Genomic DNA, 25708 nt, shown 5'->3' on the forward strand with positions numbered 1-25708 from the left:
TGGGGCCGGTGTTGCGCAATGGTTGGCCGCGCCGCATGCGCCGGACACGGTCCGGCGCTGTTGTCAGGCATCCCGGGCACCGTGCGGTGCCCGGGATGACGCGTGGATCAGAAGCTGCCGCTGAAGTTGGCGAACAGCGTCGCGTCCTGGGCACGCTTCTGCCCGGCCGAAGCACTCAGGCCGAAGTTGCTCTGCAGGCCGAACATCTCCGTACGGGCACCCAGTACGACGGTGGCGTAGTTCTTGTCGAAGTTCAGGCCCGGCACGCGATAGCTGCCCAGTTCCGGCAGGGTCTGCAGCCAGGCGCTGGCCTGCTTGGTGTCTTCGAACTCGTGGTCGTAGGTCAGCTGTGCGTACGGCTTGACCGCACCGCCGTCGAAGCGGGCCTGCCAGCCGATGCGGCCGACGGTCGAATCGACGTTCTGGCGGTCATAGCCCAGCGCGGTGGCCAGCGTGCCGGTCGCGGCGCTTTCGGTGTAACCGTCGATCTTCACCTTCTGCCAGATCACCGAAGCGATCGGGCCGTGGCGGAAACCGCCCTCGGTGCCGAACTCGTAACCGGCGTTCAGCGCTGCGGTCAGGTTGCTGCCGTCCGGCGAACCGCCGTGCTCGCGGGTGGCCGGGCCCAGCTGGACCTTGCGGTTCACGTCATAGGACAGCCAGGTGTAGCTGACCTGGCCGTTGACCCAGATGCGGTCGTGGTACCAGCCGGCGAACAGACCGGCGGTGGTGTCCTTCTGGGTGAAGTCACCGCGGCTGTTGCCGAAGTCGGCATTGAGGCGGCCGAAGCCGGCGAAGCCGCCGAACACCATGCCGTCGCGTGCCCAGTCGACACCGAACAGGCCGGCCGGCGCCAGGCCGTCGTACAGGTCGGCGTGGTCGTAGCGCTGCAGGTCACCACGCACGCCGCCCCACCAGGACAGGCCGTCGGCCGGACGCCCACCCAGGTGCATGCTGACCTGGTCGGCGCGCGAGCGGCCGATGGTCTGCGCCGAGTGGCTCAGCACCTGCTGCAGGCGCGGCCCTTCCAGCACCGAGACCGCGTACTGGCCCAGCAGCTGGTGGCCGGCCGTGGTCGGATGCACGCCATCGGCAAACAGATAGGTATTGGCCGCATCCGGGCTGACATAGCTGGTCGGGTTGCAGGTCAGGATGCTCTGCGTCGGATTGGTCGGATCGATCTTGCAGGCGGTGCTGGTGACGTTGGTGAAGCCGTACATGGCCGGGTTGGCGGCCACTTCGCCCAGCACGGTGAAGGTGTCGAGCGGAATGAACTCGATGCCGGCCTGCTTCAGGCCGCCGTACAGGGCCTTGTTGTAACCGGCCGACAGCGCGGTGGCGGCACCGGCGTTCGGGCCACGGAAGGCCGGGGTCAGGCCGACGTTGGGCAGGTTCGGCACCAGCACGTACTGCGCACCCGCCTGCTTGAGCGCGCCGACCAGGGCGATCTGGTCGGTGACCGCCGCGCCGATGATGGCCTGCGCCTGTGCCGGCGCTGCCGCCGCCGCGAACAGGTCGTTGGCGCCGCCCCACACGGTATACAGGGCATTTGCGTCAGCCTTGCCGCCATTTGCGGCGAGGTAACGAGCAGCCTGCGACTTCAGCGAGGGAATCGGACCCAGCGCGCCGCTGCCTTCCACCGACACGCGGGCACCGCCCACGGCGTAGTTGTCACCGTTCTGGCCGTTGCCGTTGGCTGCGCCGTTGAGGCCGTAGTAATTGGCCAGCTGCTGCGACCACACCCAGCCCGGGTTGGTGGTGAACTGGCCGGTGACCGGCTGCACGCCGGGCGGCAGCAGCGGGCGGAAGTAGCCGGCGTCGGTCAGGCTGTCGCCGAAGAACACCGCGTGGGTATACGGGGATTCGCCTGCCATGGCCGGAACCGCGGCCAGCGCGATCGCGGCCGCCATCAGGGAGCGGATCGGGCGTTTGCTGAGCAGCATGTAAAGAACTCCTGTGGGGAAATCGTTGAGGACCCGGCGGACGTACGCCGGCGCACGGTGAATGGTTTCACCGCGCCGCCTTTTGCTCACGCTGCGCCGCCGCATGGATTGTCGCCCGGCCCTGCGCCAACGTGCTGTGCAGGACGTGGCATCTGGCGCAGATTGCAACGGTTCCGATCCCGGCGGGCTATCAGCGACAATGCGCCGATGAACATCCAGCTCAATGGCGAACCCCGTACCCTGCCCGCTTCGGCGACCCTTCACGATCTGCTTGAGGCCGAGCAGCTGTTGCAGCGCCGGGTGGCGGTGGAGGTCAACGGCGAGATCGTCAGCCGCAGCCGCCATGGCGAGCATGTCCTGGCCGAGGGCGACGTGGTGGAGATCGTGCACGCGCTGGGCGGCGGTTGAGGCCATTCCGGGTAGTGCCGGCCGCTGGCCGGCCATCCGACGCTGTCTGACGCCTCACATCTACCGGCCAGCGGCCGGCACTACCTTTGGTTGCGTGACCCCATCTTCAGGCGGATAAGCGATAATCGCGCCATGAACGTTCATGTCTCCCCCGATTCGCTGGTGATCGCCGGCAAGACCTATGGCTCGCGGCTGCTGACCGGCACCGGCAAGTTCAAGGACCTGGAAGAAACCCGCCTGGCCACCGAGGCTGCAGGCGCCCAGATCGTCACCGTGGCCATCCGCCGGACCAACATCGGCCAGAACCCGGGCGAGCCGAACCTGCTGGACGTACTGCCGCCGGACCGTTACACCATCCTGCCCAACACCGCCGGCTGCTACACCGCCGAGGACGCCGTGCGCACCTGCCGCCTGGCCCGTGAGCTGCTGGACGGCCACAACCTGACCAAGCTGGAAGTGCTGGGCGACCAGAAGTCGCTGTACCCGGACGTGGTGCAGACCCTCAAGGCCGCCGAACAGCTGGTCAAGGATGGCTTCGAGGTGATGGTCTACACCTCCGACGACCCGATCCTGGCCAAGCGCCTGGAAGAGATCGGCTGCGCCGCGGTGATGCCGCTGGCCGCGCCGATCGGCTCGGGCCTGGGCATCCAGAACAAGTACAACCTGCTGCAGATCATCGAAGACGCCAAGGTGCCGATCATCGTCGACGCCGGCGTCGGCACCGCCTCGGACGCAGCGATCGCGATGGAGCTGGGCTGCGACGGCGTGCTGATGAACACCGCCATCGCCGGCGCGCGCAGCCCGGTGCTGATGGCCAGCGCGATGCGCAAGGCGGTCGAAGCCGGCCGCGAGGCGTTCCTGGCCGGGCGCATCCCGCGCAAGCGCTACGCCAGCGCCTCCTCTCCGGTGGATGGGCTGATCGGCTGATGACCAATCCTTTCGACAGCGCCGGCTCCAAGGCCCCGCCCAAGCCCTTCACCGTCAGCGAAGGCCGCCGTGAAGTACGCAGCTTCGTGCTGCGCCAGGGCCGATTCACCCCCGCCCAGCAGCGTGCGTTTGACGAACGCTGGCCGCGTTTCGGCATCGACTACAACGGCCAGCCGCGCGATCTGGACGCGACCTTCGGCCGCCCGGCGCACAAGGTGCTGGAAATCGGCTTCGGCAACGGTGCCGCGCTGCGCTTCGCGGCCCAGCACGACCCGTCGCGTGATTACATCGGCATCGAGGTGCATGCGCCCGGCGTGGGCCGGCTGCTGAACGCGCTGGCCGACGACAACGCCGACCACGTGCGCCTGTACCACCACGATGCGGTGGAAGTGCTGCAGAACGAGATCGCCGACGGCGCGCTGGATGAAGTGCGCATCTACTTCCCGGACCCGTGGCACAAGAAGCGCCACAACAAGCGCCGCCTGCTGCAGCCGGCGTTCGCCGACCTGCTGGTGTGCAAGCTGCGCCCGGGTGGCCGCCTGCACTGCGCGACCGACTGGGAGGACTACGCCGAGCAGATGTGGGATGTGCTCGACGCCACCGCCGGCCTGGTCAACCGTGCCGGCCCGCGTGGCAGCGTGCCGCGCCCGGACTGGCGCCCGCAGACCCACTTCGAGACCCGTGGCCAGAAGCTCGGCCATGGCGTCTGGGACCTGTTGTACGACCGCACCTGACGATCGCCTGAGGACGCCGCGCCCCACATGGATACCGCGCTGACGCTGACCAACGACATGAAGCTCGTGCTTGGGCTGGTCGGCTTCACGATGGCGATGTTCCTGTTCGAGCGCATCCGCGCCGACGTGGTCGCGCTGGTGGTGCTGGTGGTGCTTGGTGTCACCGGGCTGATCGCGCCGGAGGAGATCTTCGGCGGTTTCTCCGGTAACGCGGTGATGAGCATCATCGCCACCACCATCCTCGGTGCGGGCCTGGACCGCACCGGGGCACTGAACCGACTGGCCGCCTGGCTGCTGCGGCGCGGCCACGGCGTCGAGCAGCGGCTGCTGATGATGACCACGGCCATTGCCGGCCTGAACTCGTCCTTCATGCAGAACCCGTCGGTGATGGCGTTGTACCTGCCGGTCGCCTCGCGGCTGGCCGCGCGCACCGGGCTGACCCTGCAGCGCCTGCTGCTGCCGATCTCGGCGGCGATCGTGATGGGCGGCGCGCTGACCATGGTCGGCAACTCGCCACTGATCCTGCTGAACGACCTGCTGGCCTCGGCCAACAACAACCTGCCCTCGGGCCTGGCCACCATCGAGCCGCTGCGCATGTTCGCGCCGCTGCCGATCGGCGTGGCGCTGCTGGTCGCCTCGCTGCTGTACTTCCGCTATTACGGAGACCGCAAGCTGATCGAGGAAGAGAACCTGGTCAACGACGGGGTCACCCCGGCGCGCACCGAAAGCTACTTCGCCAAGACCTACGGCATTGAAGGTGATGTGTTCGAGCTGGTGGTCAGTGCCGAGAGCCCGCTGGTGGGCATGACCCTGGGCGAGGCGGAGAACCTGCACGATGCACCGCTGCTGCTGGCCCTGAAGACCGGCAACGACACCCGCCTGGCACCGCCGGCGGAGATGCGCATCTGGGTTGGCAGCGTGCTGGGTGCGATGGGCCCGCGCCAGCAGATCAGCGACTTCGCGCAGAACCAGTTCCTGCGCATGTCCTCGCGCCTGAAGCACCTGGGCGACCTGTTCAATCCCAGCCGCGCCGGTATTTCCGAGGCGGTGGTGCCGCCGACCTCGAACGTGATCGGCAAGAGCGCGGCCGACCTGCGCCTGCGCAAGGAGCGCGGCATCAGCCTGCTGGCGATCAACCGCGACAAGCAGGTGATCCGCGAAGACGTGCGCGACGTGCAGCTGCGCGCGGGCGACATGCTGGTCTTCCACAGCATCTGGACCGACCTGGCACAGGCCGCCAGGAGCCGGGACTTCGTGGTGGTGACCGATTACCCGACCGGCGAGCAGCGCCCGCACAAGTTCAAGATCGCGATGGCGATCTTCGCGCTGACCATCCTGATCGCGCTGACCAGCAAGCTACCGGTGGCGCTGACCCTGATGACCGGCGTGGCCGGCATGCTGCTGACCGGCGTGCTGCGCATGGACGAGGCCTATGCCTCGATCAACTGGAAGACGGTGTTCATGATGGCCGGGCTGATTCCGCTGGGCTGGGCAATGGACTCCAGTGGCGCGGCGGCGTGGGTGGCCGGCCATACCATCGACAAGCTGCCCACCGGCATTCCGCTGTGGGTGCTGGAGGTGGCGCTGGCGTTGCTGACCACCGCGTTCTCGCTGGTGATCAGCCATGTGGGTGCGACCATCGTGATGGTCCCCATCGCGGTGAACCTGGCGCTGGCGGCCGGCGGCAGCCCGACCGCATTCGCGCTGATCGTGGCGCTGTCGGCGTCCAACAACCTGATGACGGCCTCCAATCCGGTGATCTCGATGATCACCGGTCCGGCCAACTACACCCCGCGCGAGATGTGGCGGGTCGGCGGCCCGCTGTCGCTGATCTACACCTGCGTGGTGGTGTTGATGATCAACCTGATGTTCTGAGGGTTGGGTTTGTTGGCAGGGCTGCGCCCTGCACCCCGGTAGTGCCGGCCGCTGGCCGGCAACCTCAACAGCAACAGCGTGCATTCCGTGGGATGGCGGGGCACTGTGGGTTTGCGGGGACGCCGTAAACCCATCCATGGGGGCTTGGTCGCGGCATCCATGCCGCTCACACCCCGCAAACCCACAGTGCCCCGCCTTCGACAGTTTCACGCGGCTGGTGGTGGGTGCCGACCGTTGGTCGGCACGGATCTCGCTCTGGTAGTTGTCGACCTTGGTCAACACGGCTTTTGTAGAGTCGAGCCGCGCTCGACTGCTCCTGGCTTGATGGGGTCAGAGCCGTTTTCCTGAGGAAAACGGATCCGCCCCCTGGCTGGCCTCAGGCCAGATAGACCTGCCCGTCGCGCACATCCACTGGCACGGCCCGCAGGCGGTCGCCCTTGCACGGGCCGGCGATGCAGTCGCCGCTGTCCAGCGCGAACGAAGCGCCATGTGCCGCGCACACCAGGTGGCCCTCGCGGCTCTTCAGGAACTGGCCCGGCGCCCAGTCCAGGCGGCGGCCGGCATGCGGACAGATGTTCAGGAAGGCACGCACCTGCGCGCCGTCGCGATACAGCAGCACCGACTCGGCATCGCCATCGACCACCGCTTCGACCTCGGCAAACGCGCCATCGGCAATGGCATCAAGGGCGATCAGGGCAGCAGCGGCAGTCATGGCGAAGGCTCGGACAGTAAAGCGGCATTGTCGCACGCCTGCTCAGGTGACTGGCTGCAAGATGAACACAAGTCATTGATTCGTAATAAGCACAGGCTATATTTAACGAGTTTTTCACTCAATGACAGTGGCGCGTCCCGATACTCTGTTTTCGCTGATCCCAGCCTATCGAGCCGCCATGTTCAATCGCGCATCCGCCTTCACCCAGTTCCGCACCCTGTTCGCGCCGCGCAAGCCGCGTCATCCGTTGGTGCGCGTTGCCGTGGGCCTGCTCGGCCTGGCGATCCTGGCCGCGATGGTGTTCATCGGCGTGTTCGTCGGTGCGGCGATGATCCTGGTCGGGCTGGCGTGGAAGCTGTTGGCCTCGCGCAAGCCGGGCACCGCCCGTCCGGTCGATCCGACCGTGGTCGAGGGCGAGTACCGCGTGGTGCGCAAGCCGGTGCTGCCGGCCTCGCGTTGATCCATGCCTTCCGCGCCCGCTGACGGCGGGCGCCATGCGTTCTAGACTGCGGGCACGCCCTTCCTGGATGCCCGCATGTCCGATGTCTCCGATGTGATCCCTGCCGTTGCCCTGCCGCGTGTGCCGGTCGTGGGCGGCGGCAGTTTCCCCGTGCACCGCATCTACTGCGTGGGCCGCAACTTCGCCGACCATGCCCGTGAAATGGGCGCGGTGGTGCCGGCCGCCGATGACCGCGGCCGCCCGATGTTCTTCAGCAAGCCCGCCGATGCGATCGTGGTCGGCCATGACGATGCCATTCCCTATCCGCCGGCGACCGCCAACCTGCACCACGAAGTGGAACTGGTGGTGGCCATCGGCCGTGACGCGCCGGCCGGCGAGCTGGCCGTGGCCGATGCCGATGCACTGGTCTACGGCTATGCCGTCGGCCTGGACCTGACCCGCCGCGATCTGCAGGCGGCCGCCAAGGACAAGGGCCACCCGTGGGATGCCGCCAAGGGCTTCGATGCCTCCGCGCCGATCAGCGAGATCGTACATGCCGCCGAGGTTGGTGACCTGGCCGCGCTGAACCTGTCGCTGGAGGTCAACGGCGAAGTGCGCCAGCAGGCATTGCTCGACCAGATGATCTGGAACGTGCCGGAGATCCTGCATGAGCTGTCCAAGCTGTGGCAGCTGCGCGCCGGCGACCTGGTATTCATGGGCACCCCGTCCGGGGTGGCCGCGCTGAAGCCCGGCGACCGCTTCAGTGCCCGCCTGGAAAACGTGGCCGAGCGCCACGGCGTGATCGCCGGCTGACATCACCTGCGCTACCCTGCGCGCTGTCCACTTCCCCCCCGGAGAAAAACAACAATGGGAATGCTCACCGAGTTCAAGGAATTCGCGATGCGCGGCAACGTCATCGACCTCGCCGTCGGCGTGGTGATCGGCGCGGCCTTCGGCAAGATCGTGACCGCGCTGGTCGAGAAGATCATCATGCCGCCGCTGGGCCTGCTGATCGGCAAGGTGGACTTCTCGCAGCTGGCCTGGACGTTGTCACCGGCCAGCATCGGTGCCGACGGCAAGGAGATCCCGGCGGTGGTGATCGGCTATGGCGACTTCATCAATACGCTGATCCAGTTCGTGATCGTGGCGTTCGCCATCTTCCTGGTGGTAAAGACGATCAACCGCCTGTCGCGCAAGCAGGAAGCCGCCCCGGCCGCACCGGCCGAGGAAGTGGTGCTGCTGCGCGAGATCCGCGACAGCCTGAAGAAGTAAGGTCGCAGAACGGTAGTGCCGGCCGCTGGCCGGCAACATCGGAACATGTGGGTGCCGGCCAGCGGCCGGCACTACCGCGACTACCGAAAGCCCCGCTCCGGCGGGGCTTTCGCTTTGCCGGACGTGGCGGAAAACAGCGTTCGCGCCAGCCATGACCTCCCGCCCATGCACACGCCTGAACGACTGTTAAGCTCCAAGGCTTAGGTCCCTTCCCGGAGTTGTCCATGCGTCGCCGTGTGCTTGCCATCGCATCCTCCCTCGCCCTGCTGGCCGCCCCGGCCTTCGCGGCGCCGCGCACCACCACCCTGCCCCCGGCCTCGCTGGCCACCGCCGCACAGCTGCGCGACCAGGCACTGGCTGACGACACCGGCTGGAAGGTGGTCGAATCGCTCACCACCGAGATCGGTCCGCGCATCGCCGGCAGCGAGGCCGACGCCCGCGCCGTGGCCTGGGCCGAAGCCAAGTTCAAGGCACTCGGTTTCGACAAGGTATGGAAGGAACCGGTGACGTTCCCGAAGTGGGAACGCCGCAGCGAACATGCCGCCGTGACCGGCAGGAATCCGCAGCCGCTGCAGATCACCGCGCTGGGCGGCAGCCCGGGCGGCACCGTTGAAGCCGAGGTGGTGCGCTTTGCCGATCTGGCCGCATTGCAGGCCGCACCGGCCGGCTCGCTGAAGGGCAAGATCGCTTTCGTCGATTACCAGATGCTGCCGTTCCGCGATGGCCGCGACTACGGCCGTGGCGGCGCGATCCGCAGCAAGGGCCCGTCGGAGGCGATCCGCAAGGGCGCGGTCGGCTTCCTGATGCGCTCGGCGGGTACCGACTCGCATCGCGTGCCGCACACCGGTATCACCCGCTTCGATGAAGGCCTGACGCCGGTGCCGTCGGCAGCACTGTCGGTGCCCGATGCCGATCAGCTGGCGCGCCTGCTGGCCCGTGGCAGCACCACGGTGAAGGTGGCGCTGGATTGCGGCTGGGATGGCACGGCCACCTCGTACAACGTGATCGGCGAGATCACCGGCCGCAGCCTGCCGAAGGAAGTGGTGGTGATCGGCGGCCATCTGGATTCGTGGGACCTGGGCACCGGCGCGGTCGATGACGGCGCGGGCGTGGGCATCACCATGGCGGCCGGGCACCTGATCGGCCAGCTCAAGCAGGCGCCGAAGCGGACCATTCGCGTGATCGCCTTCGCCAACGAGGAACAGGGCCTGTACGGCGGCAAGGCCTACGCCGAAGCGCACGCCAAGGACGTGGCCCTGCATCAGCTGGCAGCCGAGAGCGACTTCGGTGCCGGCCGCATCTATGCCTTCAACACCGGTTCGCCGAACCCGGAAGGCTCGCGCGAAGCGACCCGGCAGATCGCCGAAGTGATGAAGCCGCTGGGCATCGAGTACCAGGCCGACAAGGGCGGCCCGGGGCCGGATGTCGGTCCGCTGGCGGCCAAGGGCGGTGCGTGGGCGTGGCTGGCGCAGGATGGCTCGGACTACTTCCACCTGCATCACACCGCCGACGACACTTTGGACAAGATCGACCCGAAGGCACTGGCGCAGAACGTGGCTGCCTACACGGTATTCGCGTACCTGGCCGCGGAAGCTGACGGTGGTTTCGGCAGCGAGGCCAAGGCGACCACGCCGCCGAACGAATGACGCTGGCGCCGGGCCATGCCCGGCGAGCGCAGCGGGAAGAGCGGTGCGAACCGAGGTTCGCACCCACAGGGCGATGGCGTGGGTCAGAGCCCTCGCCCTGGCGAGGGATCTGACCCCGATCCTGTCAGCCCTCCCACACACGGGTGTTGCGCACGCCCAGCCGCTGTGGATTGAACAATGGTTCCGTACCGGCATGGCGATGCTGTTCGTAGTCGCGCAATGCCGCCAACGCCGGCTTCTGCAGCAGCAGGATGGCGATGATGTTGAGCCAGCTCATCAGGCCCACCCCGATGTCGCCCAGCGACCATGCCACCGTTGCGCTGTTCACCGCCGAGTAGCCGGCAACCGCCAGGAACAGCAGCTGAAATGCCCCCATCGCCCACCGCGAAGGACGATCCCGGCACAAGTAACTGACGTTGGTTTCGGCCATGTAGTACAGCGCCAGGATGGTGGTGAATGCGAATGGCAGGATCGCAAGCGCCACGAACGAACGGCCGAAGCCCGGCAGCGCCGATTCCACGGCGTGCTGCACAAAACGCGGCCCGGCCTCGACACCCGGAAGATTGGCCAGCAGCAGGCGGGCCTCATCGGGAATGCCGTTCACCGCCGGGTCGTAGATGTTGTACAGGCCGGTGGACAGGATCAGGAATGCGGTTGCGCTGCACACCACCATCGTGTCGATGTAGACCGAGAATGACTGCACCAGTCCCTGCTTGACCGGATGCGAGACTTCGGCGGCAGCGGCCGCATGCGCGCCACTGCCCATGCCGGCCTCGTTGGACAGCACGCCGCGGCGAACGCCCCACTGGATGGCGGTGCCGATCATCGCGCCGAAGGCCGCGTCCACGCCGAATGCGCTGTTCAGCACCAGCATGATCACGCCGGGCACTTTTTCCGCGTTGAGCACCATTACCACTGCGGCAACCATCAGGTAGGCCACCGCCATCAGCGGCACCACCCATTCCGCCACTCGCGCGATGCGCCGCACACCACCGATCAGGATGATGCCCAGCACCACCAGCAGCACCACGGTGGTGCTCATCACTGGCACATCCCAGGCTTCGTTCACCGCACTGGTGATGGCATTGGACTGGGTCCCTGCCAGCATGGCGCCGGCGAGCACGGTCACCAGCGCGAACAGCACTGCATACCAGCGCTGGCCCAGGCCCTTCTCGATGTAGTACGCCGGCCCGCCGCGGTACTGGCCCTTGGCATCACGGTCCTTGTAGATCTGCGCCAGGGTGGATTCGATGAAGGCACTGGAGGCACCGAGAAAGGCCACCACCCACATCCAGAAGATCGCCCCCGGGCCGCCGAAGGCGATGGCCATGGCCACGCCGGCGATGTTGCCTACGCCGACCCGGCTGGACAGCGAGATCGACAGTGCCTGGAACGGTGACACTCCGGACTCGGAGCGTTCGTGGCGGAACACCAGGCGCAGCATGTCCGGCAGCGCGCGCAGCTGGATGAAGCGGGTACGCACGCTGAAGTACAGGCCGGTGAGCAGGCACAGCACCACCAGGTAGGGGCTCCAGACCACGCCCAGGATCGCATTGACGATGGATTCGATGTTCATCGGCGGCCCCTCAGAAGAACATGCCCAGGGCGACCTGGGGGCTGACGATACGCCCGGTGTTGCGCCCGGCCACGGTGAATTCGACGCCGACGATCAGCCCCAGCGAAGGGCTGAAGTGATACTCCACGGCAGGCGCCAGGCTGACGTTGCGGCTGGCCGGGCGGCGTTCGTCGATGCGCTCGATTTCCCCCGCGCCGTTGCGGGCAAAGCCACTCAGCCGCTGGCCGGTCTCGCGGCTGGCGGACATTTCCATCACCCCCACCCAGCGCGAATTGAAGCTGTACTCGGCGCCCACCGACAGCCCCAGCACCGAGCCACGCGCGATGTGACCCTGGAAGCTGTCGTCGGTACCGTAGACGCTGGTGCCGGAAATGGCGGTACGCGAGGGAGCGGGGCCGGCGCTGAACTGGGCCCGCCACCGCAGCGGGCGGTCGTTGCCCAGCCACACCACCTGCTGCACGCCCAGCGCAGCGGTGGTGCGCTGCACGCCGTCGCCCTGCGCATCGAGCGGATTGCCGGTGATGCGGTCATGGCTGCCGGTGCTGAAGCGCTGTACCAGCGCGACCGAGATGGCCGGGCGGGTGCCATCGGCGTTCGGCGCCTGCAGGAGGTACTGCAACCGTGCGGTGGTGTCGCCAGCGCGGAAACCACTGCTGCGTGCACTGCCGGATTCCGAACGTGTGGCACTGAGGTTGACCTGGCCCATCACCCGGTCGCTGAAGCCATAGATGATCGGCACCACGGTTGCCCATGCGCCGCTGCGCTCGGCACTGCGGCGACGATCACCGTTGTCGTCATAGTGGTCGCGGCTGTCGACCCGCACCAGATAGGGCTCGATGTACCAGTTGCCCTGCGGCAGGCCGGCCGGATTCGGGGTGATCAGCGGTCCGGTGAAGTTGATGCCGTCCAGGCTTCGCTCATCGGCGTGCACCGCCGGTGCGGCGAGCGCACACAGGGCCAGCAGCAGGGATGCGCGCATCGTGGGGTGTTTGACTCGATGCATGGGAACCACTCCTGTTCGACGTTGGATGGAGATCCACCGTGCGATGCGGGATATGGCTCGACAATGAGACAATTACTAAAAACACCTGATCCTCGATCAAGCGTGCTTGATGCGACACGCGGTGAAGTGATTGGCCCGCCAGCCGCGCAGCGCGGCACGCCCGTTTCCGCACCGCGCAAAAGAAAACCCGGCCAGAGGGGCCGGGTCCAGGTCATCGATGGGACGGTATCGCGGCAGTATCAGCCGTCGCGGCGGCTCGCCCACTGCGCCAGCAACACTGCCGTGGCCGAGGCCACGTTCAGGCTTTCCACCGCGCCGCTGCCGGGGATGGAAACCTGCTGATCGCACTGGCTGGCCAGCGCACGGTCCATGCCTTCGCCCTCGGCACCCATCACATACACCAGCCGCGCCGGAAGCGCCGCACGGAATACATCGTCACCGCCCTCGACCAGGGTCGCGGCCAGGCCGAAACCGGCGTCCCGCAGCTGCGCCATCGCCTGCGCGGCGGCCGGCAGCTGCACCAGCGGCACCGCTTCGGCACCGCCCTCCGCCACGCGTGCGGCGGCACCGGACAGCGCCAGCGTGCTGCCTTCGGGCAGCAGCAGCGCCTTGGCGCCGAAGTGCGCTGCCGAGCGCAGGATCGCGCCGAGGTTGTGCGGGTTGCCCACGCCGTCCAGCCACAGCGCCAGCGCCGGGCCGTCACCGACCTGCTGCAGCCACTGCGCCAACGGCAGTGCCGGTGCGCGAAGCACATCGGCCACCACGCCTTCGTGATGGGTGGTACCGGCGAGCTTGTTCAGATCACCGTCCTCGACCACGCGATAGCCCACGCGGTTGGCCACGCACCACTTCAGCAGTGGCTGCAGGCGCGGAATGCGCGCCTCCAGCAGGTACAGCTTGCGCAGCGCCTGCGGCCGCGCGTCGAACGCGGCCAGCACGGCGTTCAGGCCGTACAGGCGCAGCTCGTCGCTGCCGCCGCGCCCACCACCGCCCGTGGCCGGCACCTCCGGGCGCGGCAACGGCGTTGCGCGCGGCGGACGGGCGGACGGGCGGCGGTTGTTCCAAGGGTTGTTCACTTACACACTCTCCTGCTTGCGCTGGCGCCAGAAATCGGCGTTCTTGATGCCCAGGGCATCAGGGTCGAACACCGGATCCAGGCCCAGCTTCTTCTGTCGTTCGTAGTCACGCAGGGCCAGCATCGCCGGCTTCTGGATGATGAGGATGGCGATGATGTTCAGCCAGGCCATCAGGCCAACGCCGATGTCACCCAGCGCCCAGGCCAGGGTCGCATTGTGGAACGCACCGAACACCACCATGCCGATGATGCCCAGGCGCAGCACCAGCACGGTCAGCGGGCGCTTCTTGTTGTGGTTCACATAGCTGAGGTTGGTCTCGGCCATGTAGTAGTACGCCATGATGGTGGTGAAGGCGAAGAAGAAGATGGCGATCGACACGAACGCCGAGCCCCAGCCCGGCAGCACCGCTTCCACGCCGGCCTGCGCATAGCCCGCGCCTTCCGGAATGCCGGCCAGGCCCTGGAAGATCGGCGGGGCGCTGGCACCTGCCGGCGAGTACACGTTGTAGGTGCCGCTGGCCAGGATCAGGAACGCGGTGGCGGTGCACACCATCATGGTGTCGAAGTAGATGGCGAAGGCCTGCACGTAACCCTGCTTGGCCGGGTGCGAGACTTCCGAAGCGGCTGCCGCGTGCGGACCCGAGCCCTGCCCGGCTTCATTGGCATAGATGCCGCGCTTGATGCCCCACTCCACCGCCAGGCCCATCATCGCGCCGAACGCGGCGTGGGTGCCGAAGGCACTCTTGAAGATGATGCCGAACATCTCCGGCACGCGATCGTAGTTGATGATCATGATGACGATGGCCATCAGGATGAAGCCGGCGGCCATGAACGGCACCACCACTTCGGCGAAATTGGCGATGCGCTTGACGCCACCGAAGATCACCACGCCCAGCAGCAGTGCCACCACGATGCCGATGCCCAGCTTCAGCGCCTGCACCGATTCCATGCCGAAGGCCTGGCCGTCCAGCGGGCCGCACAGCGCGGTGCCACGGCAGGCGTTGATGATGCTGTCGGCGATGGCGTTGGCCTGCACGCCCGGCATCAGGAAGCCGGCCGCGATGATCGTGGCGATGGCGAAGGCCAGCGCGTACCACTTCAGGCCCATGGCCTTTTCGATGTAGTAGGCGGGGCCGCCGCGGTAGCGGCCTTCGGCATCCTTGGTCTTGTAGATCTGCGCCAGGGTGCATTCCACGTACGAGGTGGACGCGCCGAGGAAGCCCATCACCCACATCCAGAAGATGGCACCCGGGCCGCCGAAGGCGATGGCGGTGGCCACGCCGGCGATGTTGCCGATGCCCATGCGGCCGGCCATCGACATGGCCAGCGCCTGGAACGAGGACACGCCGGCGTCGGACTTCTCACCCGACACGGTCAGGCGGCACATCTCGACGAAACCACGGATCTGCATGAAGCGGGTGCGCAGGCTGAAGAACAGGCCGGCGGCCAGGCACATGAAGATCAGTGCCTTGCTCCAGATGATGCTGTTGATGAAATGTACGGTAGCTTCCACGCGCGCTCTCTCCAGTCGGCGGGTTGTAAGGACGTCCCGTCGGCTGGAGGGGACCGGTCGATTCTCCCTGATCGAAGGCCGCTGCGGTAGCGCCAGAAGGAATTCGCCGCTCAGGGCAGCTGCATGCGTACCCGGGCAAACCGGCGCAGGTCGTGCAGGACGCCACGCTTGTAGACCGCACAGCGGTCAATGCCCTCTTCCTGGAAACCGTTCTTTTCCAGCACCCGGACCGAACCGAGGTTGAAATCGACCACCCCGGCCTGCAGCCTGAACAGGCGCAGCTCGTCCATCACCCACGGTGCGAACAGGCCGACCACGCGGGTCATCAGCCCTTGGCCCCAGTAGGCCTGCCCCAGCCAATAGCCCAGCTCGGCCATATGCGCGCGCTCGGCGCTACCCTGCTGGGCACCGATGCTGCCGCAGGCATGGCCGTCGATCTCGATGGCCAGGTTGAGCGTTCCAGGCGCCAGTACCCGGCCGGCGAGGAACGCCTCGCCATCCTCGCGGGTGTACGGGAACGGGAAGCGATCACGCAGGCCACGCGAGACCTCGGCGTCATTGGCGTGGTGCAGCAGCGACTCCAGGTCGTCGCTGCACCACGGCCTCAACACGAAGCCGTCGCCGTACAGGCGCTGCGCCGGGTCAGGCATGGCCGCCCACCGACGGCGACGCGGCTTCCTGCTTTTCCAGCTCGCGCTTCACCGCTTCCGGCGAACGCGTATAGGGCGCCAATCGCGCGTAGAACGCCGGCACCACGAACAGCGACAGGAACGTCGAGAGGGTCACGCCGAAGATGATCACGATGCCGATCGTGCCACGGCTGGCCGAACCCGGGCCACCGGCCACCACCAGCGGGACCGCGCCGACCACGGTGGCGATCGAGGTCATCAGGATCGGGCGCAGGCGCACCATCGCCGATTCGATGATCGCCTCGCGTACCGTGCGCCCATCGTCACGCAGCTGGTTGGCGAACTCGACGATGAGGATGCCGTTCTTCGCGGCCAGGCCGACCAGCATGACGATGCCGATCTGGCTGAACAGGTTCACCGTACCCCCACTCACCCACAACCCGACCAGCGCGCCGAGCACGCCCAGCGGCACCGTCAGCATGATGGTCAGCGGGTGGATGAAGCTCTCGAACTGCGCGGCCAGCACCAGGTACACCACCAGCAGCGCCATGGCGAAGGTCAGCAGCACCGCGCCACCGGCGCTCTGGTACTCGCGCGACTCGCCCTTCCAGTTCACCTGCGCGTACTGCGGCAGTTCCTCGCGGGCCACGTTCTGCGCCCAGGCGATGGCCTCGCCCAGCGGATAACCGGGCGCCAGGCCGGCGGTGATTGTGATCGAGCGCAGGCGGTTGAAGCGGTTCAGGGTGCCGGCCTCGGCCACTTCACTCAGCGTGACCAGGTTGGACAGCGGCACCAGTTCGCCGGAGGTGGCGCGCACGCGGATCGCGGCCAGGTCGGCCGGGCTGGTGCGTCCATCGCGGCCGGCCTGCACCAGCACGTCGTACTCCTCGCCGTTGTCGACGAAAGTGGTGACGCGGCGCGAGCCCATCATGGTTTCCAGCGCCGAACCGATCGCGGTGACCGGCACGCCGAGGTCGGCCGCACGCTGGCGGTCGATGTTCACCCGCATCTGCGGCCGGGTTTCCTTGTAGTCCGAGTCCGGGCCGACCAGGCCGGGATTGTCGGCCATGCGCAGCAGGATGCGATCGCGCCACTGGGCGATTTCGGCGTATTCCGGCCCGCCCAGCACGATCTGGAACGGCTGCCCGCCACTGCGCACCAGGCCCCCGCCCACCTGCGTGCGCACGCGCACGCCGCGGATGGTGTCCAGTTCCTTCTGCAGCTCGTTGGCCACCTCTGGCGTGCCTTCACTGCGCTGCCGCCACGGCTGCAGGAAGATGCTGACACGGCCGGTGTGCATTTCCTCGCTGGCGCCCCAGCCACCGGGCACGCGCGGGTTGGCGCGCACGATCGGCTTGTCCGCGCCCACGTGCGGGGCCAGCATCGCTTCCACCTGCTGCACCTGCTGCACGGTGTAGTCGTAGCCGGCGCCTTCCGGGCCATCGATCATGATCTGGAACGAACCACGGTCTTCGGCCGGGGCCAGCTCCGAAGGCAGCAGCTTGAGCAGGCCCCAGCTGGCGGCCAGCGCGGCCACCATCACCAGCAGGTAGATCCAGGTGCGGTCGACGTGGTGGTCCAGCACGCGGCCATAGGCGCCGGCCAGGCGCTCCAGGTTGCGGTTGACGAAGCCATGCAGGCCGCGCGGCGCCTGCCCGGTGTGCGGCTTGAGCAGCTTGGAGGCCATCATCGGCGTCAGCGTCAGCGCGACGAAGGCGGACAACGCCACCGCCGCCGCCAGCGCCACCGCCAGTTCACGGAACAGGCGCCCGGTGTTGCCTTCCAGGAAGCCCACCGGCAGGAACACCGCCACCAGCACGGCGGTCGTGGCGATCACCGCGAAGGCGACCTGCGCGGTACCGCGCTTGGAGGCGACCAGCGGTGGCTCGCCCAGGTCGATGCGGCGCTGCACGTTCTCCACCACCACGATCGCATCGTCCACCACCAGGCCGATGCACAACACCAGGGCAAGCAGGGTCAGCAGGTTGATCGAGAAATCGAACGCATACAACGCGATGAACGCGGCCACCAGGCAGACCGGCACCGTCACTGCAGGAATCAGTGCGGCGCGGAAGCTGCCGAGGAACAGCCAGATCACCGCCAGCACCAGGATCATCGCCTCGACCAGCGTGGCGTAGACGCGGTCCACTGCGGCTTCGATGAAGGTGGTGTTGTCGAAGGCGACGAAGATCTGCGTGCCCTTGGGCAGCGTCAACGCAACCCGCTCGGCTTCCGCGCGCGCCACGCGGGCCACGTCCAGCGAGTTGGCGGTGGAGGTCTTGACGATACCCAGGCCGATGCCCGGCTCGCCGTTGCTGCGGTAGTACGCGCGGCGCTCGGCCGAGGCCAGCTCGATCTTCGCCACGTCGCCCATGCGCACCACATAACCGTCGCGGCCCTTGCCCAGCGGGATGGTCGCGAAGTCTTCCGGCTTGATGTAGTTGCGCTCCACGCGCAGGGTGAAATCACGGTCGGTCGATTCGATGCGGCCGGCCGGCAGTTCCACGTTCTCGTTGCGCAGCGCGGTTTCCACGTCACCGGTGGTCAGGCCGCGCGCGGCCAGCTGGTCGCGGTCCAGCCAGATGCGCATCGCGTAGCGCTGGCGGCCACCGATGCGGACCTGGGCCACGCCATCCAGGCTGGAGAAGCGATCGACCACGTAGCGATCGGCGTAGTCGCTCAGTTCCAGCGTGTCCATGGTCGAGGAGACCATGTTGAACCAGATGATCGGGTCGGCATCGCTCTCGACCTTGGCGATCTCCGGCGGGCGCGCTTCCTCCGGCATGCGGTCGGCGACGCGGCTGACTGCATCGCGCACGTCGTTGGCCGCCGCTTCGATATCGCGGTTGGAGGTGAATTCGATGCTGACCTGCGAGCGGCCGTTGGTGCTGCGCGCGTTGATCGTATCGATGCCTTCGATGCCGGCCAGCGCATCTTCCAGCACCTGGGTGATGCGGCTTTCGATGACCGCCGCCGAAGCGCCGGTGTAGTCCACCGACACCGACACGATCGGCGGATCGATCGCCGGCAGTTCGCGCAGGGTCAGGCGAGTGAAGGACATCACGCCCAGCACCAGCAGCAACAGGCTCATCACCACGGCGAACACCGGCCGCTGGATGGAGATGTCGGACAGCTTCATCCGCCGTGGCCCTCGGCGGCGACCGGCGCCGGCGCGTCAGCCGGCTTGGCACCACTGGCCGGTGCGGCGTCCTTGGCGGCGACCTTCAGGCCCGGGCGCAGCTTGCCGGTGCCATCCACCACGATGCGCTGCCCGGCCTCCAGGCCCTGCTTGATCTCGACCACGCCGGCACGGCGCGCGCCGGTGACCACGTCCACGCGTTCGACGCTGTCGTCGGCCTTGATGCGGTAGACGAAGGTATCGCGGCCGACCTGCACCACGGCGATTTCCGGCACCACCAGCGCCTCGCGCTCGGGGTGGAACAGGCGCACGTCCAGCAGCATGCCCGGGCGCAGTGCGTGGTCGCCGTTGGCGAAATCAGCGCGCACGGTCACCGCGCGGGTGGCCGGGTCGATGCGCGCATCGATGGTGCTGACCACGCCCTCAAAGGTACGGCCCGGCCAGGCCACGCTGGTGGCGCTGACCTTGTCACCCACGCCCAGTGCGGCCAGTTCCACTTCCGGCACCTGGAAATCGATGTGCATGTGTTCGATGTCATCGAGCGTGGCGATCACCGTGGTCGGCGTCAGCAGCGTGCCCGGGCTGACCTGGCGGATGCCGAGCACGCCGGCGAACGGCGCGCGCACGCGACGGTCACCGATGTCCGACTGCATCTGCGCCACGCGCGCTTCGGCGGCATCGCGGATCGACTTCTGCGTATCCAGCGTAGCGCTGGACACCAGGCGCTGGGTGGCCAGTTCGCGCTGGCGCTTGTACAGCTGGTCGGCCTCATGGAAGGTGGCCTGCGCCTGCACCAGCGCCGCTTCCTGGGCCTGCCCGCGCAGGGTCACGATCGGCGCACCGGCGGCGATGTGCTGGCCGCTTTCGAAGTGCACCTTCTCGACAATCTCGCTGACCTTGGCGGTGACGCTGATCGACTCGCGCGCCTTGGCCGTGCCCAGTGCCTGCAGGGTGTCGTTCCACTGCGTGGGCTGCACCACCTGCGCGGTCACCGGCACCGCTTCGCCCTGCCGACGCGCGGCGGCCTCCTGCTTGCCTGCGCACCCGGCCAGCACGGCCAGGCTGAGGCCAAGGGCCAGGGTCGAAGCGATACGAGCCAACATGAACGGTCCTGATTGATCCACGGCCGCCGAGTGTAGGCAAGCGCCTGCAAAATCGGTATGTGCCAAGCGTTTACCGGCGTGGAACCAGGGCCGCGATAGCGCCTTGAACCCGTTCCGTGCAAGGCTGCCGTGGGCAGTGTCGGCGTGTGTCGGGGTGTATCCAGTCGCGCCTGCAGCGCCGGGGATTGCCCGGCGCTACCGGTGACACGAAGGGATCAATACCGGTAATTCACCTTCATCCACACGCTTCGCCCCGGCTCGTTGATGCGCACCGGGTCGGCCGGGAAGCCGAAGTCGGCGCTGCCGGCCAGGTTCAGGTGCTCGCTGTAGGCCCGGTCGAACAGATTGTCGACGCCCGCGCTGAGCTGCAGCTGCGAACTGAAACGGTAGGCGGCATTGAGCGCGAAGGTGGCGAAGCCGGCGCTTGGTCCGAGGTCCTGGGCGACGACGTTGCCCTGGCCATCTGCGACACGGTGCTGGTGGGTCACCGCGCGCAGCAGCGCACCGGCACTCCAACGCTGGCCTTCCCAGTTCGCGCTCAGGCGCGCTTCCAGTGGCGGCATCTGTGGCAGCGGACGCTGCTGGTCGCGGTTCTCGCCCCAGGCGTAGGCCAGCGTGCCACCCAGTTTCCATTGTTCGGCCACGCTCACCTCCAGCCCCGCTTCGGCGCCGGCAATGCGCGCGTCGACGTTGCTGGCCTGGCTCATGCCCATCATGCCGCTGCCGTGGTAGGTGAACAGGATGTAGTCCTGGATCTGCCCGGCATACGCAGAGACCCAGGCCTGCACGCGCGGCCCCTTGTACTGCAGGCCGACGTCGAGCTGGGTGGTGCGCTCGGGCTGGATGCCTGCAAACGCGTTCAGCGCGCCAGCCGGGCCATGGTCGGGCGAGAACAGCTCCCAGTAGTCGGGCATGCGCTCACTGCGGCCGAGGCCGGCGTACCAGGTCAGGCCATCGGCCAGGTCCTGTTCGTAGCGCAGGAAACCGCTGCCCAGCCATTCCTTGCGACGCTGGCCCGCGGTCGGATTGGGCATGTTGCCCATCATCCCGCGGATCGACTGCCGCTCGTCACGCACGCTGGCGCGATCGATGCGCAGGCCAGTGATCCAGCGCTGGTCGGTGCCGGCGCCCAGGGTCATCTCGGTAAATGCGCCATAGCGACGGAAGTTGGCATCGGTCTCCCAGGCAGCCTGGCGGTAGGTGTTGCGGCCCATGCCCATGCGACCGCGATGGCGGCTGTCTTCGCCATCCACACCGGCCACCAGCTGCACGTCCTGCCAGCGCCATTCGGAACTGACCCGGCCGCCCTGGGTACGGCGGTCCACATTGGAGGCCATCGGCATCGGCATCATGCTGTGCGGATTCGGCGTACGCAGCGTGTAGTTGTCCATCACGTGGTCGGCCTCGTTGTAGTACACGTTGGCCTGCACCGTGTCCCACGCGCCGGGCAGGTTGCGTTTCTCGAAGCGCGCGGCGTAGCTGGTGCGTTCGAAGGCAGCGCCGTCCATGCCACGCCCGGCGTAGCGCGCGATCGCATCACCGGCACCAGCGGAGATTTCCAGCAGCGTGTCTGCATCCGGCGTCCAGCCGATGGCCACGTCGCCGTTCCACTTGCGCCACTTCGACGGCACCACATCACCGTGGCCATCCTTGTAGTCGTCGGCCTCGGAACGGTTGCCGCTGGCGCGCACGTAACCGGTCGGGTTGCCCAGGGTCAGGTCCAGCACCTGGTCGTTGCGGTTGCGCGAACCGACCAGCGCACTGGCGTCGGCGCGCAGGCCCGGTTCCTCGAAACGCGGCGTATCGCGTTCGAAGCGCACAGTGCCGGCCGAGGCCCCCGCGCCCCAGCGCACGCTCTGCGGCCCCTTGATGATGGTCAGCCGGTCGAAGCTCTCCGGCGCGATGTAGGACAGCGGATTATCCATGCGTGACGGGCAGGCACCGATCAGGTTGCCGTCGTTGCTGAGGATGTTCAGGCGCGAACCGAACATGCCGCGCAGCACCGGGTCGCCGTTGGTGCCACCGTTGCGGATGGCCGAGAAGCCGGGAACGGTCTTGAGGTAATCGGCACCGTCGCTGGCCGGTACCGGCTGCCGCGGCAGGCGCGGATCGGTCACCCAGTGCAGCGGTGAAGACGGTGCGGCGGCGGTCACCACCATCGTGTCGAGGGTGCGCGCCTCGTCGGCGGGCGCAGCGTGGGCCAGTGACGCGGTCACGGCCAGGCCAAGGGCAACCGGCAGGCGCGCACAGGCGCCCGCGGGGCGGGAAGTCATTTTCATCGGAACAGCTCCAGGGTACGCACGCGCGCACGGCACCCGGTCAGGTGTCGTGCGGCAGATTCGATAGGGACATCAGCGGACGATGGAAGCGCGCGGCGGCCCGCGTGCGGCATGTGCCGGCCAGCGCGCGGCGGGCAACACGCGTTGCGACCACGGGAACACCAGCCGCGGCCGCCACAGCAGCGGCAACAGCAGCACCAGCACCGCCAGCCACGGCAGCAGGCGCATGGCCAGCACGCAGTATTCGCAGGCTTCGCCATGCATGGCGTGCGGGTCGGCCGGACGGTTGGGCGATGCCGGCGCGGTGCCGTGCTGATCGTGCCCGGCCATAGCCATGTCGTGCATGTCATGGCCCATGGCGGCGTGGTCCATGCCCACCCTTGCCGCATGATCCATCGGCTGTGCCTGCAGCGCGCGGCTGACCAGTGGCGCAAGCACCATCAGCAGCGTCGCCAGGACGGCGAGCTGGAGCAGGAGGCGCTGCGGGCGGGGCAGGCGGGTCACCCCGCTAGTGTAGAGCCGGGTCCAGGGATGCCCGTGCGACGAACCGTCGCAGGAGGGGGGGTTATCGGCAGGGCTGCGCCCTGCACCCGCCGAATCCACATCAACATCAACGTCAAAAGCGGGCAGTCCGTGGGATGGCGGGGTGGGTCCGGTTGCGGGAGACGCCGTAAACCCATCCATGGGGGCTTGGCCGCGGCATCCATGCCGCGGACACTCCCGCAACCGGACCCACCCCGCCTTCGACAGTTTCCCGCGATCTGCAGTAGATCCACGCCATGCGTGGATGAATCTCCATCGGAATCGAATATTTCGAATTGGAATCGAAAAGCATCCACGCATGGCGTGGATCCACCGTGTCGACCAAGGTCGACACCCACCGACAGCCGTAGAAATCTGTCAGAGGTGGGGCGGTGTCGGAGTGCGGGGTGTCAGCCGCATGGGCCCGAGGCATGCCTCGGGCGGGTTGGGCAGGACGCCCAACCCCGGTCTTGCCGTGTGCGCAGGAACGCGCACACGAGCAAGCGGCTGCCAAGCCCCCATGGATGGGTTTACGGCGTCCCCGCACTCCGACAACGCCCCGCCATCCCACGGAATGCAAGCTGTTGCCGTTGCCGTTGCCGTTGCCGTTGCCGTTGATTCTGCGGGTGCAGGGCGCAGCCCTGCTCGACCCACCCTCAGACCGTGATGGTCTGGGTCAGTGACTCCCAGGTCGGGGGTACCGGCCACGCCGCAGCCTGGTTGCCATCCAGCACCCGCCGCAGGTCGCGCGGATCGATCTGCGGGGCCAGCACATGCACCAGCTCCAGCGCGTAATCGCGCAGCACGCGGTCGCGCGGCAGCACCGCCCACGCGATGCACTCGGTGATCGGCGCCGGGGCCGGCCACGAGCGCAGGTCCTCATCGTTGGAACTGACCGCCATCTCGGCCAACAGGCCCACGCCCAGCCCGGTACGCACGTAGGTCTTGATCAGGTCGGCATCCAGCGCGGTCAGCGCCAGGTCCGGCACCAGGCCGTGGGCAGCAAAGGCTCGCTGCAGCGAGGAATTCGGCCGAGTCGAGGATTCGTAGCTGATCAGCGGTTGCCGGGCCAGCGCCGCCAGGTCCGGCGCGCGGCCGGCACGATCCAGCGGGTGGCCCTTGGGCACCACCACCAGACGCCGCCAGCGGAACAACGGCACGGCGATGCCATCGGTCGGCTCACCACCGGCCGTGCTGATGATGGCGATATCGGCATCACCCTGGTTCAAGCGGTCCAGCGCGTCGGCTTCACCGGCCTGCTGCAGGTGCACGCTGACCTGTGGATACGCCTGCTTGATCGCCGCCACCGCCGGCGGCAGCACGAAGCGCGCCTGGGTGTGGGTGGTGGTCAGGATCAGCTGGCCCTGGCTCTCGCGGCGCTGGTTGGCGGCATAGGTGCGGATGTTGTTGGCCTCGGCCAGCACCGCGCGGGCGCGGGCGATGACCTCGGTCCCGGCCGGGGTGACCGATTCCAGGCTGCGCCCCTTGCGCACGAACAACAGGAAGCCGAGCTCGTCCTCCAGCTGCTTGAGCTGCTTGGACAGGCCCGGCTGGGTGGCGTGCACGCGCGAGGCGGCCAGCGTGATGTTCAGCTCGGCGTCGGCGATGGCAACCAGATAGCGCAGCTGGGTCAGCGTCATGGGAGGCGGGGGCGCAAGGGGCGGAGGTCCACTCTAGGGTCTATTGCCGTCACCAGCTTATAACCAAAGGTTGTTTAAGAAAGGCATCTGGTCATTTCCGGGCGTCATATGCCGGCGCTACGGTCAGCCGGCAGCCGCTGGCCTGAACAGCCAGCCCTCCCCCTTCGCCCGCCGAAGCCCGGCGCGGCCCCGTTTCCGGAGCGCTTCCATGGCCCTGTACGACTCCATCCTCGATACCGTCGGCAACACCCCCATCGTCAAGCTGCAGCGCCTGGCGCCACCGCAGGTCAGCCTCTACGCCAAGGTCGAGTCGTTCAACCCGGGCGGCTCGGTGAAGGACCGCCTGGCGCTGGCGATCATCCTCGATGCCGAAGCACGTGGCCTGCTCAAGCCCGGCGACACGATCGTCGAAGCGACCTCCGGCAATACCGGCGTGGCGCTGGCGATGGTCGCCGCCGCGCGCGGCTACAAGTTCGTGGCCACCATGGTCGAGACCTTCTCGGTGGAACGCCGCAAGCTGATGCGCGCCTATGGCGCCAAGGTGATCCTGACCCCGGCCGCCGAACGTGGCAGCGGCATGGTACGCAGGGCGCGCGAACTGGCCGAAGAGCATGGCTGGTTCCTGGCCAGCCAGTTCGCCAATCCGGCCAACCCGGCGTATCACCGCAACACCACCGCCGCCGAGATCCTGCGCGACTTCGCCGGCAAGCGGCTGGACTATTTCGTCAGCGGCTGGGGCACCGGCGGTACGCTTACCGGCGTCGGTGAAGTACTGAAGGTCGCGCGCCCGCAGACCCGCATCATTGCCACCGAGCCGGCCGGCGCCGCACTGCTCAAGGGCGATGACTGGAAGCCGCACAAGATCCAGGGCTGGACGCCGGACTTCGTGCCCGACGTGCTCAACCGCGATGTGGTGGACGAACTGGTGTCGGTCGAAGATGACCGCGCGATCGCCACCGCGCGCCGCCTGGCCGCCGAGGAAGGCATCTTCGTCGGTATCTCTGCCGGTGCGACTGTGGCCAGCGCGCTGGATGTGGCCGCGCGTGCCGAACCGGGCTCGGTGATCCTGGCGATGCTGCCAGACACCGGTGAACGCTACTTCTCCACGCCGCTGTTCGCCGATGTGAACGAAGGGTCTGACGACGACTGGCTGGCCGGGCTGCCGTGACGCATAACGCCGGGCACGGCCCGGCGCTGCCGCCCGTCACAAACCCCACCTGCTTCAGCCTGCATGAAGGCGCCGCCCGCCATCGTGCGTGAAGGCCGTCGGATC

Annotated in this window: 21 protein-coding genes; 9 read left to right on the forward strand and 12 right to left on the reverse strand. The window is 67.7% G+C overall.

Annotated elements, in window-relative coordinates; translation table 11 throughout:
* Window positions 1–107: 107 nt before the first annotated feature.
* A complete protein-coding gene (locus tag K5L94_RS17645; protein WP_180879233.1) occupies window positions 108–1943 on the reverse strand; it encodes an autotransporter outer membrane beta-barrel domain-containing protein in 1836 nt (611 codons plus the stop codon).
* A 207-nt stretch (window positions 1944–2150) separates the two neighbouring features.
* Here K5L94_RS17645 and thiS point away from each other — a divergent pair, with 207 nt between their 5' ends.
* From thiS to K5L94_RS17665, 4 genes are all read left to right on the forward strand, one after another.
* Window positions 2151–2351 carry a sulfur carrier protein ThiS gene (gene thiS / locus K5L94_RS17650; protein ID WP_008265079.1) on the forward strand — a complete coding sequence of 67 codons (201 nt, stop codon included), beginning with the start codon at window positions 2151–2153 and terminating at the stop codon, window positions 2349–2351.
* Window positions 2352–2483: 132 nt separating this feature from the next.
* Complete coding sequence (locus tag K5L94_RS17655) at window positions 2484–3278, forward strand: thiazole synthase (RefSeq protein ID WP_053450634.1); 795 nt, start codon at window positions 2484–2486, stop codon at window positions 3276–3278.
* Window positions 3278–4012 carry a tRNA (guanosine(46)-N7)-methyltransferase TrmB gene (gene trmB, locus K5L94_RS17660; RefSeq protein ID WP_274511005.1) on the forward strand — a complete coding sequence of 245 codons (735 nt, stop codon included), beginning with the start codon at window positions 3278–3280 and terminating at the stop codon, window positions 4010–4012. The genes K5L94_RS17655 and trmB overlap by 1 nt, the downstream gene beginning before the upstream one ends.
* A 27-nt stretch (window positions 4013–4039) precedes the next feature.
* On the forward strand, window positions 4040–5887 hold the full coding sequence (locus K5L94_RS17665; protein WP_053510704.1) for an SLC13 family permease: 1848 nt from the start codon (window positions 4040–4042) through the stop codon (window positions 5885–5887).
* Window positions 5888–6263: 376 nt separating this feature from the next.
* Here the strand turns inward: K5L94_RS17665 and K5L94_RS17670 are convergent, their stop codons facing one another.
* Window positions 6264–6599 carry a Rieske (2Fe-2S) protein gene (locus K5L94_RS17670; protein ID WP_004154391.1) on the reverse strand — a complete coding sequence of 112 codons (336 nt, stop codon included), beginning with the start codon at window positions 6597–6599 and terminating at the stop codon, window positions 6264–6266.
* A 178-nt stretch (window positions 6600–6777) separates the two neighbouring features.
* Between K5L94_RS17670 and K5L94_RS17675 the strand changes: the two genes are divergently transcribed.
* The 4 genes from K5L94_RS17675 to K5L94_RS17690 all read left to right on the forward strand — a co-directional run bounded on the left by K5L94_RS17675 (window position 6778) and on the right by K5L94_RS17690 (window position 9956).
* Complete coding sequence (locus tag K5L94_RS17675; RefSeq protein ID WP_049457686.1) at window positions 6778–7059, forward strand: hypothetical protein; 282 nt, start codon at window positions 6778–6780, stop codon at window positions 7057–7059.
* A gap of 75 nt (window positions 7060–7134) precedes the next feature.
* Window positions 7135–7851, forward strand: coding sequence for a fumarylacetoacetate hydrolase family protein (locus K5L94_RS17680; protein WP_053450636.1), 717 nt, complete (start codon window positions 7135–7137; stop codon window positions 7849–7851).
* Between the two features lie 54 nt (window positions 7852–7905).
* Window positions 7906–8310: a large-conductance mechanosensitive channel protein MscL gene (gene mscL / locus K5L94_RS17685; protein ID WP_004154386.1), complete on the forward strand. Its 405-nt coding sequence runs from the start codon at window positions 7906–7908 to the stop codon at window positions 8308–8310.
* Window positions 8311–8534: 224 nt separating this feature from the next.
* The gene (locus K5L94_RS17690; RefSeq protein WP_004154383.1) at window positions 8535–9956 is read left to right on the forward strand and encodes a M28 family peptidase; all 1422 of its coding nucleotides are present in this window, start codon (window positions 8535–8537) and stop codon (window positions 9954–9956) included.
* A 124-nt stretch (window positions 9957–10080) separates the two neighbouring features.
* Here K5L94_RS17690 and K5L94_RS17695 read toward each other — a convergent pair whose 3' ends face one another.
* From K5L94_RS17695 to K5L94_RS17740, 10 genes are all read right to left on the reverse strand, one after another.
* A complete protein-coding gene (locus K5L94_RS17695; protein WP_274511006.1) occupies window positions 10081–11532 on the reverse strand; it encodes an alanine/glycine:cation symporter family protein in 1452 nt (483 codons plus the stop codon).
* A gap of 10 nt (window positions 11533–11542) precedes the next feature.
* Complete coding sequence (locus K5L94_RS17700; protein ID WP_274511007.1) at window positions 11543–12535, reverse strand: hypothetical protein; 993 nt, start codon at window positions 12533–12535, stop codon at window positions 11543–11545.
* Between the two features lie 239 nt (window positions 12536–12774).
* Window positions 12775–13611, reverse strand: coding sequence for a TrmH family RNA methyltransferase (locus K5L94_RS17705; protein WP_274511009.1), 837 nt, complete (start codon window positions 13609–13611; stop codon window positions 12775–12777).
* A complete protein-coding gene (locus K5L94_RS17710) occupies window positions 13612–15123 on the reverse strand; it encodes an alanine/glycine:cation symporter family protein (protein ID WP_053450641.1) in 1512 nt (503 codons plus the stop codon).
* A gap of 110 nt (window positions 15124–15233) precedes the next feature.
* Window positions 15234–15773, reverse strand: coding sequence for a GNAT family N-acetyltransferase (locus K5L94_RS17715; RefSeq protein WP_164086913.1), 540 nt, complete (start codon window positions 15771–15773; stop codon window positions 15234–15236).
* Window positions 15766–18891: an efflux RND transporter permease subunit gene (locus K5L94_RS17720; RefSeq protein ID WP_004154366.1), complete on the reverse strand. Its 3126-nt coding sequence runs from the start codon at window positions 18889–18891 to the stop codon at window positions 15766–15768. The genes K5L94_RS17715 and K5L94_RS17720 overlap by 8 nt, the downstream gene beginning before the upstream one ends.
* Window positions 18888–19994, reverse strand: coding sequence for an efflux RND transporter periplasmic adaptor subunit (locus K5L94_RS17725; RefSeq protein ID WP_004154365.1), 1107 nt, complete (start codon window positions 19992–19994; stop codon window positions 18888–18890). The genes K5L94_RS17720 and K5L94_RS17725 overlap by 4 nt, the downstream gene beginning before the upstream one ends.
* Window positions 19995–20209: 215 nt before the next feature.
* Window positions 20210–22273 carry a TonB-dependent copper receptor gene (locus K5L94_RS17730; protein ID WP_274511011.1) on the reverse strand — a complete coding sequence of 688 codons (2064 nt, stop codon included), beginning with the start codon at window positions 22271–22273 and terminating at the stop codon, window positions 20210–20212.
* Window positions 22274–22345: 72 nt separating this feature from the next.
* Complete coding sequence (locus tag K5L94_RS17735; protein ID WP_274511012.1) at window positions 22346–22777, reverse strand: DUF2946 domain-containing protein; 432 nt, start codon at window positions 22775–22777, stop codon at window positions 22346–22348.
* A 674-nt stretch (window positions 22778–23451) separates the two neighbouring features.
* Window positions 23452–24435 (reverse strand): LysR family transcriptional regulator, encoded by a 984-nt coding sequence (locus tag K5L94_RS17740; protein ID WP_006465618.1) that lies wholly within the window; start codon window positions 24433–24435, stop codon window positions 23452–23454.
* Between the two features lie 208 nt (window positions 24436–24643).
* Here K5L94_RS17740 and cysK point away from each other — a divergent pair, with 208 nt between their 5' ends.
* Complete coding sequence (cysK, locus tag K5L94_RS17745; RefSeq protein WP_008266373.1) at window positions 24644–25603, forward strand: cysteine synthase A; 960 nt, start codon at window positions 24644–24646, stop codon at window positions 25601–25603.
* Window positions 25604–25708 lie beyond the last annotated feature (105 nt).

The organism is Stenotrophomonas forensis (genome assembly GCF_028752115.1).
GTDB classification, from domain to species: Bacteria; Pseudomonadota; Gammaproteobacteria; order Xanthomonadales; family Xanthomonadaceae; genus Stenotrophomonas; species Stenotrophomonas forensis.